The 16,549-nt window shown below is 66.9% G+C and carries 14 protein-coding genes; 6 read left to right on the plus strand and 8 right to left on the minus strand.

The window, feature by feature from the left end; genetic code table 11:
* Nucleotides 1-28: 28 nt before the first annotated feature.
* Both WT26_RS24790 and WT26_RS37575 read right to left on the minus strand, forming a co-directional pair.
* Nucleotides 29-1,108, minus strand: coding sequence for an acyltransferase family protein (locus WT26_RS24790; RefSeq protein WP_069274196.1), 1,080 nt, complete (start codon nucleotides 1,106-1,108; stop codon nucleotides 29-31).
* 4 nt (nucleotides 1,109-1,112) lie between these two features.
* Nucleotides 1,113-1,505 carry a hypothetical protein gene (locus WT26_RS37575; RefSeq protein WP_155774694.1) on the minus strand — a complete coding sequence of 131 codons (393 nt, stop codon included), beginning with the start codon at nucleotides 1,503-1,505 and terminating at the stop codon, nucleotides 1,113-1,115.
* On the opposite strand from WT26_RS37575, the gene WT26_RS24795 reads away from it, so the two are divergent.
* Genes WT26_RS24795 through WT26_RS24805 form a run of 3 tightly spaced genes read left to right on the plus strand, consistent with a single transcriptional unit; the run spans nucleotide 1,505 to nucleotide 7,683 of the window.
* Nucleotides 1,505-3,721, plus strand: coding sequence for a hypothetical protein (locus WT26_RS24795; RefSeq protein ID WP_196774821.1), 2,217 nt, complete (start codon nucleotides 1,505-1,507; stop codon nucleotides 3,719-3,721). The two genes, WT26_RS37575 and WT26_RS24795, sit on opposite strands and share 1 nt — an antisense overlap.
* 30 nt (nucleotides 3,722-3,751) lie before the next feature.
* On the plus strand, nucleotides 3,752-5,218 hold the full coding sequence (locus tag WT26_RS24800; protein ID WP_059521392.1) for a flippase: 1,467 nt from the start codon (nucleotides 3,752-3,754) through the stop codon (nucleotides 5,216-5,218).
* Nucleotides 5,215-7,683: a glycosyltransferase family 4 protein gene (locus WT26_RS24805; RefSeq protein WP_069274198.1), complete on the plus strand. Its 2,469-nt coding sequence runs from the start codon at nucleotides 5,215-5,217 to the stop codon at nucleotides 7,681-7,683. Before WT26_RS24800 ends, WT26_RS24805 begins: the two co-directional genes overlap by 4 nt.
* Before the next feature lie 239 nt (nucleotides 7,684-7,922).
* Here the strand turns inward: WT26_RS24805 and WT26_RS24810 are convergent, their stop codons facing one another.
* Nucleotides 7,923-9,098 carry an acyltransferase family protein gene (locus tag WT26_RS24810; protein ID WP_059665542.1) on the minus strand — a complete coding sequence of 392 codons (1,176 nt, stop codon included), beginning with the start codon at nucleotides 9,096-9,098 and terminating at the stop codon, nucleotides 7,923-7,925.
* Between the two features lie 216 nt (nucleotides 9,099-9,314).
* On the opposite strand from WT26_RS24810, the gene WT26_RS38135 reads away from it, so the two are divergent.
* Nucleotides 9,315-9,458 (plus strand): hypothetical protein, encoded by a 144-nt coding sequence (locus tag WT26_RS38135; RefSeq protein WP_006479318.1) that lies wholly within the window; start codon nucleotides 9,315-9,317, stop codon nucleotides 9,456-9,458.
* 240 nt (nucleotides 9,459-9,698) lie between these two features.
* Nucleotides 9,699-10,586: a UTP--glucose-1-phosphate uridylyltransferase GalU gene (gene galU / locus WT26_RS24815; RefSeq protein ID WP_059521389.1), complete on the plus strand. Its 888-nt coding sequence runs from the start codon at nucleotides 9,699-9,701 to the stop codon at nucleotides 10,584-10,586.
* Between the two features lie 92 nt (nucleotides 10,587-10,678).
* On the opposite strand, the gene WT26_RS24820 is transcribed toward galU, so the two are convergent.
* Together WT26_RS24820 and WT26_RS24825 are read right to left on the minus strand one after the other, a co-directional pair.
* Nucleotides 10,679-11,674, minus strand: a complete 996-nt coding sequence (locus tag WT26_RS24820; RefSeq protein ID WP_069271837.1) for a dienelactone hydrolase family protein — start codon at nucleotides 11,672-11,674, stop codon at nucleotides 10,679-10,681.
* A gap of 100 nt (nucleotides 11,675-11,774) precedes the next feature.
* On the minus strand, nucleotides 11,775-12,893 hold the full coding sequence (locus WT26_RS24825) for an acyltransferase family protein (protein ID WP_069274199.1): 1,119 nt from the start codon (nucleotides 12,891-12,893) through the stop codon (nucleotides 11,775-11,777).
* A 257-nt stretch (nucleotides 12,894-13,150) separates the two neighbouring features.
* Here WT26_RS24825 and WT26_RS24830 point away from each other — a divergent pair, with 257 nt between their 5' ends.
* A complete protein-coding gene (locus WT26_RS24830; protein ID WP_069274200.1) occupies nucleotides 13,151-13,603 on the plus strand; it encodes an HU family DNA-binding protein in 453 nt (150 codons plus the stop codon).
* Nucleotides 13,604-13,783: 180 nt separating this feature from the next.
* On the opposite strand, the gene WT26_RS24835 is transcribed toward WT26_RS24830, so the two are convergent.
* From WT26_RS24835 to WT26_RS24845, 3 genes are all read right to left on the minus strand, one after another.
* Complete coding sequence (locus WT26_RS24835; protein WP_069274201.1) at nucleotides 13,784-14,332, minus strand: GNAT family N-acetyltransferase; 549 nt, start codon at nucleotides 14,330-14,332, stop codon at nucleotides 13,784-13,786.
* Nucleotides 14,332-14,985: an XRE family transcriptional regulator gene (locus WT26_RS24840; RefSeq protein WP_155774720.1), complete on the minus strand. Its 654-nt coding sequence runs from the start codon at nucleotides 14,983-14,985 to the stop codon at nucleotides 14,332-14,334. Before WT26_RS24840 ends, WT26_RS24835 begins: the two co-directional genes overlap by 1 nt.
* 261 nt (nucleotides 14,986-15,246) lie before the next feature.
* On the minus strand, nucleotides 15,247-16,422 hold the full coding sequence (locus tag WT26_RS24845) for a porin (protein WP_069274203.1): 1,176 nt from the start codon (nucleotides 16,420-16,422) through the stop codon (nucleotides 15,247-15,249).
* Nucleotides 16,423-16,549 lie beyond the last annotated feature (127 nt).

Below are 16,549 nucleotides of genomic sequence, written 5' to 3' on the forward strand. Positions count from 1 at the left end.
TCCTGGTAGAAACGATGGAGGGTGAAAGTCAGGCGGTCGTGCCGGCGGCGGCCGGCAGCGCGCGGCGTGCGGGGCCGCGCGTCAGGCGCCGTTCGAAGCCGTACCAGCTCAGGGTCGCGTACGCGAGCGTGATCGCGAGCGCCAGCGCGGCCGTGACGAAGCGGTTCAGGTGCAGCGGCCACAGCGCGTACAGCACGCTGAGGTGGATCAGGTACACGGTGTAGCTGACGGTGCCCACGTAGACGAGCATCGGGTTCGTCAGCACGCGCTGCACGAGGCCGCGGCCGCGCAGCGCGATCACGACGATCGACGTGCACAGCAGCAGCGAGATGCTGTAGAGCGCGGCGTTCGACAGCGGCGTGTTCGCGGCGCGGAAACGCGGGAACGACAGGTGCAGCCAGCCGAGGATCGCGAGCGACACGAGCGCGCCGACGATCGCGAGCGGATAGAACGGTTCCAGCGCGCGCCGGTCGCGGCGCAGCACGATCGCGAGCAGTGCGCCGGCGGCGAGCAGGTCCATCCGGAACGGCGTCAGGTAGTAGATCGGCCAGAACGAGTCGAACCACGGCGTCGCGATCGCGCGCAGCACCGGTGCGGCGACGATCAGCGCGGCGGCGACCCACAGCAGCGCGCGCTCCGAGCACCACAGCACGACGAACGGCCAGAAGATGTAGAACTGCTCCTCGACCGCGAGCGACCACAGCACGTTCAGGCTGTCGTGGCCGATGCTGCCGAGCGACAGCCCGATGTTGGTCGAGAAGAACGCGAACCATGGCCAGTGCGGCAGCCAGCCCGCGCCGAACAGGATCGTCGACACCGCCAGCAGCAACACGTACGGCGGCAGGATGCGGCGCACGCGGCGTGCGTAGAAGTGGCTGAAGTACGATTGCCCGCGCGCCTTGCGATCGAGCAGGATGCCGGTGATCAGCAGGCCGCTCAGCACGAAGAACAGGTCGACGCCCATCCACAGCGGCGCCTTCAGCGCGTGCTGCAGGAACACGGCGCCCACCGCGATCGCGCGCAGCCCGTCGAGCTGCACGATGCGGCCGTGTTGCGGCACGGGCGTGTCGGCGGCGCGCCGCGCAATCGATGCGTGAACGTCATTCATGCGATTAGGTGATATATCGAATCGAAATCGATTCTAGGGAAAAGAAATCGGCAAAAAAACGCGCGTCATTGGGTTGATGGAAATCATCCGATTTCCTTTCACGCGCATTGCTTGAAGATAATTTCACGGCCGGGATGCCTGGGCCGGACGCTCCCGCGCGGCATTTTCTACAACTTCGAGCGCATCGGGCGGTCGTTCTTGCCGCCTCGCCGGGTATTTCGGAATGGGTTCCGGTTCGATATTTCAGGCGGAAACATCCCCAAATATTTCCAAATTTCTTGTGATTATTTTTGCTTGTAACCTGCATCGCGACGTTTGAAACCCATTTAGCGATGCGGCATTCGCGCGGCTGCGGCCGCTGTGCCGGATCGCTGAAGCATCGAGTGGAGAAGCGCATTGCGACGTCTGATACTGGCCGCCATCGCGATGGGCGCGGCATGGCTGACGTGGGCCGCGCCGGCCGAAACGGTGTTGCCCGCGACGACGTCGTGGATCGGCAATACGTTCGGCTATGGCGACGGCAGCTGGACGCAGATCGACATCCGTGCGATCGCGGTGACGCCTGAAGGCAAGGTGTATACGAATGCGCCATGGGACGAGAGCGGCGCCGAGGCGAGCGTCTACCAGGACGGGAAGATGCTCGGCTTCGCCGGCGGCACGCACGGCTGGGGCAACCTCGGCGGCAGCGCGATCGCCGTGAACGGCAAATATGCGTACGTCGCGATCGGTGTCGGCAACGAGCGCGGCCACCTGCAGTCGCCCGGCATCTGGCCCGACAAGGGCAAGCAGTGGTTCGGCATCTCGCGCCGCACGATCGGCGACATGAAGCAGCCCGCGCCGTTCCGCGCGGCGCCGCAGGTGGCCCCGGGCGGGCGTGCCGACGCCGGCCGCGCACGGATGGCCGCGAGCTTCATGGTGATGAACGAGGTGCCGGCCAGCGCGAAGCCGGACGCGGGCGAGCAGAAGGCGGAAGTCGGCGGCCTCGCGGCCGACGACAAGACGCTGTTCGCGACGAACCCGTCGCGCGACGCGGTGGACGTGTACGACGCGGAGACGATGCAGCAGAAGGGCACGTGGAGCGCGCACGAGCCGGGCCGCATCGCGCTCGCGGGCGACGGCACGCTGTGGCTGCTCACGGACACGATCAAGGGGCCCGCGCACCTCGCGCACGTGCGCGCCGACGGCCGCAAGCTCGACGATGCCCCCACGCTGCCGGACGGCACCGACGCGGTGGACGTGGCCGTCGACGCGAAAGGGCGCGTGCTCGTCGCGGACAACGGGCCGCGCCAGCAGATCCTGATTTTCTCGAAAGGCGGCAAGGGTTATGCGCAGTCGGGCACGCTCGGCGAGCGCGGCGGCATCTTCGCGGGCCCGGTGCCGGGCCGGCCCGGGCCGCAGCGTTTCAACGGGCTGACGGGTGTCGGCGTCGACCGGGCGGGCAACATCTACGTGTCGATGAACGGCATCGGGCCGCGTCACGACACGATCGGTGCGGGCCTCGGCGCGGTGCTCGAAAGCTACACGCCGGACGGCAAGCTGCGCTGGCAGGTGCAGGGGCTGCTGTTCGTCGACGGCGCGTGGCTCGACCCGGCGCGGCCGAACAGCGTGTACACGGGCAACAAGCGCTTCGAGCTCGACCTGTCGAAGCCGCCGGGCCAGGACTGGAAATACGCCGGCTTCCTGTCGAACCGCTTCAAGTATCCGGACGACCCCGTGTTCCATACGGACCAGTGGCCCGGCATGCCGATCGCGCGTCGCCTCGACGGCCGCACGTTCCTGTACCTGACGGACATGTACGCCGATCACCTGAAGATCTACCGCTTCGACGCGAAGCGCGACGGCGAAGTCGCGATTCCGTCCGGCCTGATCGCGGGCCGCGCGCGGCCGGTCGACAACGTGCCGAACAAACCGCCGGGCGGCGACTGGCTGTGGCGCGACGCGAACGGCAACGGCCGGCTCGATGCCGACGAGTTCGAGATCAATACCACCGGCAAGGCGAAGGCGGGCGGCTGGGGCTGGTGGGTCGACACGAAGGGCGACATCTGGCGCACGAGCGACGTGCGCGGCATCCACCGCTTCCAGTACGGCGGCGTCGACAAGGCCGGCAACCCGATCTACGCGTACGACAAGGTCACGACCTATCCGATGCCGCAGCCGTTCACGCAGCTGCGCCGCTCGATCTACGACGCGCAGACGGACACGCTGTACGTGACCGGTTACACGGCCGATGCCCCGCCGCAGCCGGGCATCAACAAGGAGGTGGGCCGCGTGCTGGTCCGCTTCGACAAGTGGTCGACGGGTTCGCCGGTCGTGCGCTACCAGGTCGCGCTGCCGTGGCAGCTCGACGCGAAGCCGATCTTCGACCTGATCGGGATCACGGTCGAGGGCCGCTACCTCTTCGGGGTGGAGCCGGTCGGCAAGATCCACGTGTACGACAAGGAAACCGGCAAGGAAGTGGGCGTGATGAGCCCGGGCGCCGAGGTCGGCAAGGCATCCGGCTGGGTCGACGTGCCGTTCGGCATCAGCGCGTTCCGGCGCGAGAACGGCGAGTACCTCGTCTTCGTCGAGGAAGATGCGCGCGGCAAGGTGCTGATGTATCGCTGGAAACCGTGACGGACGACGTCACTCGAGGCACACACAAGCATGGACAAGGGCATACTCAAGAACGTTTCGATCAACTTCATCGGGCTGATCCTGCCGACCTTCGTGTCGCTGGTGACGGTGCCCGCGTATATCCACGCGCTCGGCGTCGAACGTTATGGCGTCGTCAGCCTCGTGTGGACGCTGATCGGCTATTTCGGGATCCTCGATCTCGGGATGAGCATGGCCGCGCAGAACCACATCTCGAAGGCGCTCGCGAGCGGCAACGACGACGAAAGCGCGCGCGTGTTCTGGAGCGCGTTCTGGCTGAACCTCGGCACCGGCATCGTGGGCGGGCTGCTGATCTATTTCGGCGCGTTCATCTACACCGCTTACTTCACGAAGGTGTCGGCGGCGATGCAGCACGAGGTGTATCTCGCGCTGCCTTGGCTCGCGCTCGCGATTCCGCTGGCGAACGTGTCGTGGGTGTTCGCCGGCGCGATCAACGGCGCCGAACGCTTCGGCGTGTTCAACACGAACCAGACGATCGGCACGTTCCTGTTCCAGCTGCTGCCGCTCGGCGCGGCGTGGTGGATCGCGCCGAACCTGCAGACGGTGCTCGCCGCGGCGGTCGTCGCGCGGCTGATCGCGGCGGCGATGCTCGGCCATGCCAGCATCAAGGTGCTCGGGATCCGGCGCATCGATCCGCCGCAGTGGGGCACCGCGAAGGGGCTGTTCAATTTCGGCGGCTGGATGCTGATCGCGAGCACGACGAGCATGATCGCCGACACGCTCGACCGCGTGATGCTCGGCGCCGGCATGGGCGCGAAGTTCGTCACTTACTACACGGTGCCGCAGAACCTCGTCACGCGCCTGAACATGCTGCCGAACGCGCTCGTGCGCACGCTGTTCCCGCGCCTGTCGGCGGTCGGCCGCGACCACGCGGACACGCTCGCGCGCCAGTCGCTCGAATTCCTGAACGGCGTGTTCACGCCGGTCGGCATCGTCGCGATCTTCGCGCTTGCGCCGTTCCTCACGCTGTGGGTCGGCGCGGATCTCGCCGCGCATTCGGCGCCGGTCGGCCGCGTGCTGGTGATCAGCGTGTGGCTCGTCGGCCAGGCGAGCGTCACGCGCATCCTGATCCAGTCGCAGGTCAATCCGTCCCGCGCGGCATTTGCCGGGCTCGTCCAGATGCCGTTCTTCGTCGGCGGCCTGTGGTTCGGCATCCATCACTTCGGGCTGATCGGCGCGGCGGTGGTCGTCGCGGCGCGCGCGTTCGTCGACTACGGCGTGCTGCTGTACCTGTCGGCGATCCGGATGCGCGCGATCGTGCTCGACATGCTCGCGCACCTGGCCTTCCTGCTGGCGAGCCTGTTCCTGGCGCAGGCGTGGCCGGGGCTCGTCGAATCGATCGGCATGTGCGCGGTCGTGCTGCTGCTGAACGTCGCGTGGTCGCTCACGATGACGCCGGGGCTGCGCGCGCTCGTGCGCGACCTGTTTGTCCGTCTCAATGCGAGGAGAACTGCATGAATCGCGACCTGGCGGAACACGCCTTGATGAATCTCGCCACGGCCGATGCCGCCGCGGCCGAAGCCGGCGATGTCGCCGCACTGCGCCGGCCCGTGCCGGCCGAGCGCGCCAGCGCGCGCCATCCGGCGCGCGCGCTGCGCGTGGCGATCGTCCACGACTGGCTCGTCACCTATGCGGGCGCCGAGCGCGTGCTCGAACAGATCGTCGCGTGTTTTCCCGACGCGGACCTGTTCAGCCTCGTCGATTTCCTCGACGATCGCGCGTTCGTGCGCGGCAAGCCGGTGACGACGTCGTTCATCCAGAAGCTGCCGTTCGCGCGCACCAAGTACCGTAGCTACCTGCCGCTGATGCCGCTCGCGATCGAGCAGCTCGACGTGTCGGAATACGACCTGGTGATATCGAGCAGCCACGCGGTCGCGAAGGGCGTGCTGACGGGGCCGGACCAGGTGCACATCAGCTACGTGCATTCGCCGATCCGCTATGCGTGGGACCTGCAGCACCAGTACCTGGAACAGTCGAACCTCACGCACGGGCCGAAATCGCTGCTCGCGCGGATGATCCTGCATTACATCCGCAACTGGGACACGCGCACCGCGAACGCGGTGGACGGTTTCGTCGCGAACTCCGCGTTCATCGCGCGGCGCATCAGGAAGGTCTACCACCGCGACGCGGCGGTGATCTTCCCGCCGGTCGACGTCGACGCGTTTTCGCTGAACGCGGAGAAGGACGATTTCTACCTGACTGCGTCGCGGATGGTGCCTTACAAGAAGATCGACCTGATCGTCGAGGCGTTCTCGAAGACGCCCGAGCGCAAGCTCGTCGTGATCGGCGACGGCCCCGAGATGCAGAAGATCCGCGCGAAAGCCGCCCCGAACGTCGAGATCATGGGCTACCAGCCGTTCGCGGTGCTGCACGACCGGATGCGGCGCGCGAAGGCATTCGTATTCGCGGCCGAGGAGGATTTCGGGATCTCCGTCGTCGAGGCGCAGGCGTGCGGCACGCCCGTGATCGCGTACGGCAAGGGCGGCGCGCTCGAAACCGTGCTCGACCCGCAATCGAACCGGAATCCGACCGGGCTCTTTTTCGACGAGCAGACGCCGCATGCGATCGTTGCGGCCGTCGACGATTTCGAGCGCGCACCGCAGCGCTTCACGCCGGACGCATGCCGCGCGAACGCGGAGCGGTTTTCCGCCGATACGTTCCGGCGGCGCTTTCTCGACTACGTGGAAGCCGCGCTGCCCGGCTCGACCGCGCAGCAGGGCGCCGGGGTCGCGCAGATGTCCGCGCCGACGCCGGCCGCGCGCGGCCCGGCGACGCTCGTGCTCGACCAGAGCGGCGTGCTCGGCGGTGCCGAGCTGTCGCTGCTCGAGATCATGAAGCACATGCGCGCGAACGCCGACGTGCTGCTGTTCGACGACGGCCCGTTCCGTGCGGCGCTCGACGAGATCGGCGCGCGCGTCGACGTGGTCGACCAGGGGGCGCTCGCGGGCGTGCGCAAGCAGGGCGGCGTGTCGGTCGGCGCGTTGAAGCAGCTCGTGCGGCTCGTGCGCGACGTCGCGCGCCGTGCTCGCCGCGCCGAGGTGATCTACGCGAACACGCAGCGCGCGATGGTGGTCGCCGCGCTGGCCGGGCGGCTCGCGCGCAAGCCGGTCGTGTGGCACCTGCGCGACATCGTCAGCACCGACCATTTCGGCAGCAAGCAGTTGCTGGCGATCAAGTACTGCGCGCGGCTCGGCGTCACGCGCGTGATCGCGAACTCCGACGCGTCCGCGCAGGCGTTCCGCGCACTGACGGGCTTCACGCCGCAGCATGTCGACGTCGTGTTCAACGGCATTTCGGCCGAGCCGTTCGATGCGCTGGAAGGCGTCAGCCAGGCCGCGCTGCGCGCACGGCTGGGGTTGCCCGAGCACGCATGGCTCGTCGGCTCGTTCAGCCGCCTCGCGCACTGGAAGGGGCAGCACGTGCTGCTGGAGGCCGCCGCGCGGCATCCCGACATGCACGTGGTGCTGGTCGGTGCGCCGCTGTTCGGCGAGGACGACTACGCCGCGCAGCTGCACGAATTCGTCGCCCGGCACGGGATGGACGAGCGCGTGCATTTCCTCGGGTTCCAGCGCGACGTGGCCGCGTGCATGACGGCGGTCGACGTCGTCGCGCATACGTCGATCACGCCCGAGCCGTTCGGGCGCGTGATCGTCGAGGGGATGCTCGCGCGCCGGCCGGTCGTCGCGGCCCGCGCGGGCGGGGTCGTCGAGATCATCGAGGACGGCGACAACGGGCTGCTCTGCGCGCCGGGCGATGCGGGCGCGCTGGCCGATGCGCTGGCCGCGCTGCAGTCGGATCGCGCGCTGCGCGAGCGGCTCGTCGCGAGCGGGCGTGCGACGGCGGTGCGCCGGTTCGGCACGGAGACCTATGTGGAGCGGGTCGAGAAGATTCTCTCGGATACCGCGCGGGCGGCGAAGAAGTAGCGGTAGCGCGTCGCATGCGGGGGCCGGCGTTCGGCCCCGGCGGCAAGCAGCGGGATGAATCGGCGGGATGAATCGGCCCCCGCGCGGCGATGCGCTGCGCGGGGGCTTTGCTCATGTGAGGGCGTGCCGAAGGGCGCCGCCGCGGCGATTCGCGTCGGGCACGACAGCGGCCATGCAAAAGCCCCCGCGCAGCGACGTGCCGCGCGGGAGCCTGCTTGCGACCGGCAATGGTCAGGCGATCACGCGGCCCGTTCGGGCGCCGGCGCGACGACGCGGGCGGGTCGGGTCGGCTTGAAGCTGGCCGACCACGTCATCGCGGGCCGTTCGAACATCCGGTAGAACAGGTACGCGACCGGGATCGCGACGGCCATGAACGCGAACGAAGGCCAGATCGACAACTGCAGTTCGGAATGGAACAGCACCGAGCCGAGGCAGACGAACAGCGGCAGGTGAATCAGATACAGCGAATAGCTGAAGTCGCCGAACCAGCTCAGCACGCGCAGCGGCGGCGTCGTGCGCGGCGGACGGGCGAGCGCGCGGTACAGGAAGCACGCGAAGCCGGCCGACCAGAGCTGGAACGCGCCGTACTGGCCGAAATGGAACGCGCCGCAGCCGGCGGCCAGCAGCACGGCGGCCGCGCCGTACCACGCGCGCGACGGCGCGGCGGCCGCGTCGCGCGGCGACTGTGCGCGCACGTCGGCGATCCACGCGCCGATCGTCCAGGACAGCCAGTACGACGTGAAGAACTGCAGGTCGTGCCGTTCGAGCAGCCACGCCGACGCGACGTTGACGAGCGCGACCGCGGCCACGACCGCCGGCATGCCGATACGCCGGCGTACCGCGAACAGCAGCGGGTACACCGCGTAGAACTGCACTTCGAGCGACAGCGTCCACAGCGCGCCGTTCGACCCGTACGTGTAGCCGGCGACGCCCTGCAGCGAGAACAGGTTCACGAGGAACGCGACGAGGCCGACGTCGCGGATCTTATGGCTGACGGGCTCGATCTGCAGGCTGACCGAGTCGAGCGCGAGCGTGAACAGCAGCGCGGCGAGCAGCACCGGGTAGATGCGTGCGAACCGGCGCATCCAGAAGTTCGGCGCGTCGAGCCGGTACGCGGGATCGGCCGCGAGCTTGAGCGCCGCGTTGCGGTGGATGCAGTAGCCGCTGATCACGAAGAAGATCGGCACGCCGGCGGAGCCCCACGCGAACGGAAAGGTCAGGTAGCCGGCGATCGCGCCCGGGTTGAGCGCATGGCCGTAAGCGTGATGGAAGCTCTGCATGCCGACCCAGACGACCTGCCGGCAGTGGAAATAGGCGACGAGCAGCGCCGCGAAGCCGCGCATCGCGTCGATCACGTGTTCCTTGTGGTCGGCGACGGGCGGCGCGGCCAGAGACGATCCGCTGAAAGCTTGCATGCGATTCGATTCCTTGCGACGGATGGACGGGAAGTTTCATCCAATCGTAATGCGCAAGAATTCGATCAATGAATAAAAAAATCTCGTCGTGGAATAATCGCATTCCGGATTGCGGTCTTATGTAGGGACGATATCGGTTTCAGCCCGCGGCCAATTATTTACCGATTTTTTTCTGATAGTTTGAAGCTCCAGTTGATTGATGCAAGGAGCGGCAAGATGGACATGCATTGGATCGCGAGCGCTGCAGTACTGCTGGTCATGGCCGTGCTGTCGGCGTACCGCGAGGCGCTGAAGAACGAACCGATTCGCCCGGGGCTCGAACGGGGCGGCGTGCCCTATATCGAGGAATTCGAATCGTAAGAATTTGTATCTGGAAAATCGGTAAATTGTCGCTGGTCGAAACGGCTGACCGGCAATATCGACCGGTTTGGCGACGATTATCCATTAATCGAACCGGCGGCGCGATTAAGCGTTGTCGTAAATAGCGGCGGCGGGCTGAATTCAATGTGCCGTTGAATCGTGCCGCGCCATCCGGACATTCATTGTGCCGTGTCGCGAAACGATGCGACGCGGCGCAGTCAACGCAATCAGGATGCGAACATGTTGAAAGTCACCAAGGCCGTGTTCCCCGTCGCCGGTCTCGGCACGCGGTTCCTCCCGGCAACGAAGGCGAGCCCGAAGGAAATGTTGCCCGTCGTCGACAAGCCGCTGATCCAGTACGCGGTCGAGGAAGCGATCAACGCCGGTATCACCGAGATGATCTTCGTCACCGGGCGCAGCAAGCGCGCGATCGAGGATCACTTCGACAAGTCGTACGAGATCGAGGCCGAGCTCGAGGCGCGCGGCAAGGAAAAGCTGCTCGAGCTCGTGCGCGGCATCAAGCCGAGCCACGTCAACTGTTTCTACGTGCGCCAGCCGGAAGCGCTGGGCCTCGGCCACGCGGTGCTGTGCGCGGAGAAGCTGGTGCACGGCGAGCCGTTCGCGGTGATTCTCGCCGACGACCTGCTGCACGGCGAACAGCCGGTGCTGAAGCAGCTCGTCGACGTGTTCGACCACTATCACAGCTCGGTGATCGGGGTCGAGACGATCGCGCGCGAGGACAGCCGTTCGTACGGCGTCGTCGAAGGCCGCGAATGGGAAGAGGACATCATCAAGCTGTCGGGCATCATCGAGAAACCCGCGCCCGAGGATGCGCCGTCGAATCTCGGCGTGGTCGGCCGCTACGTGTTCATGCCGACGATTTTCGATCACCTGCGCAAGCTCAAGCCGGGCGCCGGCGGCGAGCTGCAGCTGACCGACGCGGTCCAGTCGCTGCTCGCGAACGAGCAGGTGCTCGCCTATCGCTACTACGGCACGCGCTTCGACTGCGGCAGCAAGATCGGCTATCTCAAGGCCACCGTCGAGCTCGCGCTCCAGCATCCGGAAGTGAGCCGCGAATTCGAGGCCTACCTGCGTACCTGCTTGCCCGCGCTGGCTGCTGTCGCTTAGCAGCCCTGCGCGTCACGTTTCAGGTGGTGGTTGTTCCGTTGGCCCCGGTTCGCCTTGTGCGCCGGGGCGTTTTTCATGGGCGCGGGCCGGCCCTAGCGCGCCGGCTTGAGCGTTTCCGCGACGAACGCCGCGACGGCCTTCCTCGCGTCGGCCGCGGCCTTTTCGTCATAGCCGATGGTCGTGCCGCGCTCGACGCACGCGTCGGCATACGAGAACGGTTGCCTGGTGTCGGCATTGATCACCTGGCCGAGGTCGTTTTCCGCGAGCCGGCAGTGGCGCAGCGTCTGTGCTTTCGGCATGGTCAGCGGCGGATTGAACGCGCGTCCGTCGAAGACGTGCCGGGCGCCGGGGTATTCGGTCAGGCTGACGTCGCGGCCCGCGGCCTTCAGCCGCTCGACGTACGCGCGGCACGGCGCGATCGGCGTGTTGTCGTCGCTGGTGCCGGCGAACACGCGCACGGGCCGGGGGGCGATGTCCTCGTCGTCGCGGTAGGCGGTCGGGCAGCCGGGATAGAACGCGACGTACGCGGAGAAGCGGGCCGCGGACACGGCGTGCATCCGCTGGAACCGCGTGAGGCTCGCATACAGCGTGCTGTGGCCGCCGCGGGAGAAACCCATCAGCATCACCCGGGCGGGATCGATTCTCGGATGCTTCGCCAGCACCGCGAGCGCGCGGTACGCATCCTCGATCTGCACGAGCCGGCCGAGCTGTGCCTGATCGTCGTTCACGCTGACGAGGCCGCGGCTCGTGAAACTGTCGATCACGAAGGTGGCGACGCCCATCGCGAGGAGTTCGCGTTCCCAGTCGGTTACGTAGCTGCTGATCCCGCCGGACCCGTGCAGCAGGATCACGAGCGGGAAGCGTTCGCTGCCGGCGCGCGGCAGGCGCAGTTCGCCGGCGATCGTGACGGGCTTGCCGTCCTCGCGGCCCGCGAGAAACGCGTCGTCGGTCATCGTCAGCGACTCGAACGGAATCACTTCCATCCGCGCCTGCGCCCGCGCGATCGGCGGCGCGAGTGCGAGCACGAGGCAGAGCAAGGCCGGCGCGACACGGCGGAAACACGCACAATGGCTTTCACGCGTAAGCATGGCGACGTCCTCGTTCACCGCGTATCGGCGGCCGACCTGCTGCTGAAAGCGTAGTGCATCGCCGGCTCGTTGCAAGCCGGCCGGCGGGTGGGCGCTGCCGTCAGCGCGCGGACGAGCGCTGCGGCGCCGCGAAATGGCGCGTCAGCCGTTCGGCAATCGGCTTCTTGAAGTCGAGCAGCCGCTTTTCGAGGTAGCGCCAGGACAGGTGCGCGAGCAGCACGGCGAGCGCGAACTGCAGCATTGGCGGCAGCACGTCCAGCGCGAACGGCGGCAGCCGCTTGTGCTGGTAGAGCGCCTGCGTCGCACCGAAGCGCGCGGGAATCAGGTTGTGGAACAGGTAGAAGCCGTAGCTGATCGTGCCGAGATAGACGAGCGGCGCCCGATCGAGCAGCGCCACGACCGGATGCCCGGGCTCGCTGACGATCCACAGCAGCAGCGCGCCGAGCGACGCGGACAGGCCGAGATCCGCGAGCGCCGAAGCGGCGCCTGGCAGCGCGACGCACGCGGGCAGCACGAGGAAGAACACGACGCCTGCCGCGCCGAGCCAGCCGGGCGGCGCGCAGCGCGCCACCGCGGGGCCGTGCTCGGCGAGCGCCATCGCGCCGACGCCGCCGAGCGCGATCAGCGCGAAATTCCACGGGGAAAATGCGTAGATCAGCACCGGCGACGCGTCGCACAGGTAGAGCGCGAGATGCGCGAGCGCGCACAGCACGACGGCCGCGATGCCCAGCGCGACGTGTCGCGCGGCCGGCACCGCGAGCAGCGCGAGCGGTGCGATCAGATAGAACTGCTGTTCAACCGCGAGGCTCCAGAAATGCGACGTGGAGCCCGGCCAGCCGTCCTTCACGACGCCGATCCAGTAGTTCGACAGGAACACCGCGTGCCACGCGAGCCCGAGATTGACGCCGCGCTGGTAGAACAGCGCGTGCGCGATCGCGAGCGCGGCGAGCAGCAGGTAATAGACGGGAAAGATCCGCAGCGCGCGCTTCGCGAGGAACAGCGCGAGCGCATGGCGGCGCGTCATGGTGCCGCACTCGACCGCCTGGCGATTGCGATGCAGCTCGCCGACGATCAGGAATCCGCTGATGAGGAAAAACGTCCACACGCCAAGCTTGCCGACGTCGACGGCAAGGACGTGGCCCTTGTGGGACAGGAAAACGAGGATGACGGCGAGGGCTCGCAGGCCGTCGAGTCCTTTGACGTATCGGGCTTCGCGCATGGAGACATCCGGGCATTGAGCGAGCCCAGTATAGGTGCGCAAATATCGAACGTAATTCGCGTTCGGATGCATACGTGAAGGCGTTTTCTGATGCTGGAGCGTCGATGAAATCGCCCGCATGCAAAAAAACCTGCGGGAAACCCCGCGAAAACGCACAAAAGTACTGCACGAAGCGTCAAGGCGCTTGTAGAATCCGGCGTTGAAGCGCGCGCGTTGCACGCTTCGTGTATCCAACGACCACACCTGGTAGGAGAAACATGGCGACTTCCGCAAAAAAGGTGGCCAAGAAGGCTGCCGCACCGGCCACCAAGAAAGTGGCTGCCAAAAAGGCTGCGCCCGCGAAGAAAGTAGTGGCAAAGAAGGTTGTCGCGAAGGCGGCAGCACCGGCCGCTCCGACGCCGCTGAAGGACAAGTTCACGAAGGCATCGCTCGCAACGCACATCGCTGAGCGCGCGGCTGTCGAAGTGAAGGCGGTCAAGGCAGTGCTCGTCGCACTCGAGAACGTCGTGCTCGGCTCGGTCCACAAGAAGGGCGCGGGCGAGTTCACGCTGCCGGGTCTGCTGAAGATCACGGCACAAGTCGTGCCGGCGAAGAAGAAGCGCTTCGGCAAGGATCCGTTCACGGGCGAAGAGCGTTGGTTCCCGGCGAAGCCGGCCAGCGTGCGCGTGAAGGCACGTGCGCTGAAGAAGCTGAAGGACGCGGCTGCTTAACTGCGGCGCAACGGTTGCCTGCTGCGTGCAGGTGGCCGTCGAGTGTCCCACGATCCCCGTGCGCGAAAGCGCATGGGGATTTTTTATTGCGGCGCGCAACGGGAAGCGGGTTGGGCGACGTGGCGAACGACGGCGGGCACGATACGTCGACGCACGCGCTGCTGCCGCGCCGCCATTCGATCAACCGTCCTGCGGTTGATCGGGCGTGTCGAGCGTCAACTGATAGAACGCTGCATCGAGCCAGCGGCCGAACTTGAAGCCGACCTGCGCGAGCGTGCCCGCATGCGTGAACCCGAGCCGCGTGTGCAGGCGGATGCTGCCGGCGTTGCTCGCATCGATGCAGCCCACCAGAACATGGACCTGCGCGTCGCGCGCGCGGCGGACCAGCTCGCGCAACAGGCGCTCGCCAAGCCCGCGGCCGCGCTGGTCGCGATGCACGTACACGCTGTGTTCGACCGTGTACTTGAAGGCGGGAAACGCGCGGAACGTGCCCCAGCTCGCGAAGCCGAGCAGCGTGCCCGACGCGTCGACCGCGCCGATGACCGGGAAGGCGCCTGCGCGCTTCGTCGCGAACCATGTCGCCATCGCCTGCGGGGGGCGCGGCGCGTAGTCGTACAGGGCCGTGGAATTGACGATGGCCTCGTTCAGGATCTCGAGGATGGCCGGCGCATGCTCGGCCTCGCTGCAATCGATCAGGCGCACGTCGTCGTGATGTTCGGTGGGGGGCATTAGCGTTCCTGTTGACTGGAGGAAGTGTTGTTCGAGCGGATGGACGTGGCGGCGTGTCCTTCGCAAAGGACCACGACGTAGTGCGCGGGACGGGACGTCGGGTTGCTGAAGACCAGCGGCTGGTCGAGCCGCATGGCCAGGCAGTCGCCGTCGCGAAGCGCGTGGACCTGATCGCCGAACGTGACGTCGACGCGGCCGCTGATGATCCACACCTGCTGATGCAACGCGCTTTCGCGCCCGCCGCTGTCGTACGCGACGCGCGCGCCGGGCGGGAAATCCACCTCGACGAGCTGGATCGGTGACGGCCAGCCAGCCGGGGAGAGGTTGCGGCGCACATAGCCGGAGGCCGGGTCGCGCCACTGCGCTTGCTGCGCGCGGCGCACGAGCGGCTGCGCGGGTGCATCGTCCTGGTCGCCGCCGAACAGCCCGGCCAGCGACACGCCGAGCCCGGCCGCGAGCTTGTCGAGCACGACGGCCGTCGGGCTGGCCGATGCACGTTCGATGAGCGAGATCATCGAACGGCTGACACCGGAGCGCGCGGCCAGCGCGTCGAGCGTGTGGCCGCGCGTCGCCCGCAATGCGCGCACGCGCCGGGCGATGCGTTCGTTGATGCCGGTGTCGGCAGGGGTGTCGGTGGACACGGGCGACTCCATCATGATGAATTTGTGATCCAGTATAGTGGAATATCGCGGCGGCAAATGTCCCGGTTGATTCGAGGCCGTTCGCGTTCGTTGGTTAGCGGTCCGGCCTGTCGGCTGCAGTTGGGGGATAGCGGTCGGAATGTATCGGCCGTGCTGCGACGGCACGCGGCGGGAAGCAAGCAAGAAAAAAGCCAGCCATGGCCGAAACCGATGACTGGCTTTGCAGGCCGGCGGCACGGCGTCCGGAGACGCCGCGTGCCGGGAATGTTGTTTTTAGAACTTGTGGCGCAGGCCGAGTGCGACCAGCTCTTGCGAGCTCTTGCCGGCGTAGCCCCACGAGCCGACCGACGCTTGCGCGTCGTGCACCGCGCCGGTGACGCCGTCGCGCTGCTGGCCCTTGGCGTGCTGGTAGGCACCAAGCAGGTAGACGTCCGTGCGCTTCGACAGTGAGTAGTCCGCGCCGAGCGAAACCTGATGGTACGTCGCGCCCGTGTCGCCGCTTGACTTCGTGTACGCGTAGCCGAGGCCCAGCAGCAGCGCCGGCGTTGCCTGGTAGTTCACGAATCCGCGGCCGGTGTTGAACTTCTCTTGCGACGTGAACGACGACAGGCTGTCCGCCTTGTATTGCGCGTTGCTGTAACCGGCGCCGACCGTCACCGGGCCGATGCCGTACTGGGCTGCGACTTGCGCGATGTTGGCTGCCTTTGCCGTTGCGTATGCGCCGAGGATCGGGTTGCTATCGGTGCCGATGCCGGTCGCCGTCGGGCTGTTCCAGCCGCCGGAGCCGTCGCTCTTGATCGTGCGATCGTTGCTGTTCTGCACGCGCAGGAAGCTCGCGGCGATGCCGAACGGACCGTTGTTGTAGGCGACACCCGCGCTCCACGACTGGCCCGTGCCCGGCTGGCCTGCCAGGCCGCTCAGTGCATACATGCCTTCGAACTGCAGGCCGGAGAAGACCGGCGACGTGTACTTGATCGCGTTGTTGACGCGGAGGCTGTTGTCGTTGTTGTCGACGTCGCCCGGCGTGGCGAACACGCTGCCGAAATAGTTGTCTGCCGTGACTGCCTGGACCATGTCGACGAGCGGGTCATACTGGCGGCCCAGCGTGACCGTACCGTACTGGGCGTGCTCGAGGCCGACGTAGGACTGACGGCCGAACATGCGGCCACCCTGGTTGAGCGTGCCGTTGCCGACGTCAAAGCCGTTTTCCAACTGGAAGATCGCCTTCAGGCCGCCGCCGAGGTCCTCGGAGCCCTTCAGGCCCCAGCGGCTGCCGGACAGGTTGCCCGACTGCATCTTCCACGCGTTGTTGCCTTGGCCGTTATTGCCGTGAACCCACGCGATCGACGTGTCGATCACGCCGTACAGCGTCACGCTCGACTGTGCCTGAGCAGCGCCGGCGGCGCCCAGCAGGGCGAGCGAGAGGGTCGAGAGAGCAAGTTTCTTCATCGTTGAGTTTCTCCACGCAAGTGATTCGTCGTTATTTGTTGCGGATTGGAGAATAGCTCAGTGCCGTAGACGCAAGAAAGCTTAAAAAATAAAGTGTCTCCAAAACATCACAGCGACGAAAAAGCCA

Source organism: Burkholderia cepacia (genome assembly GCF_001718835.1).
Lineage (GTDB): Bacteria > Pseudomonadota > Gammaproteobacteria > Burkholderiales > Burkholderiaceae > Burkholderia > Burkholderia cepacia_F.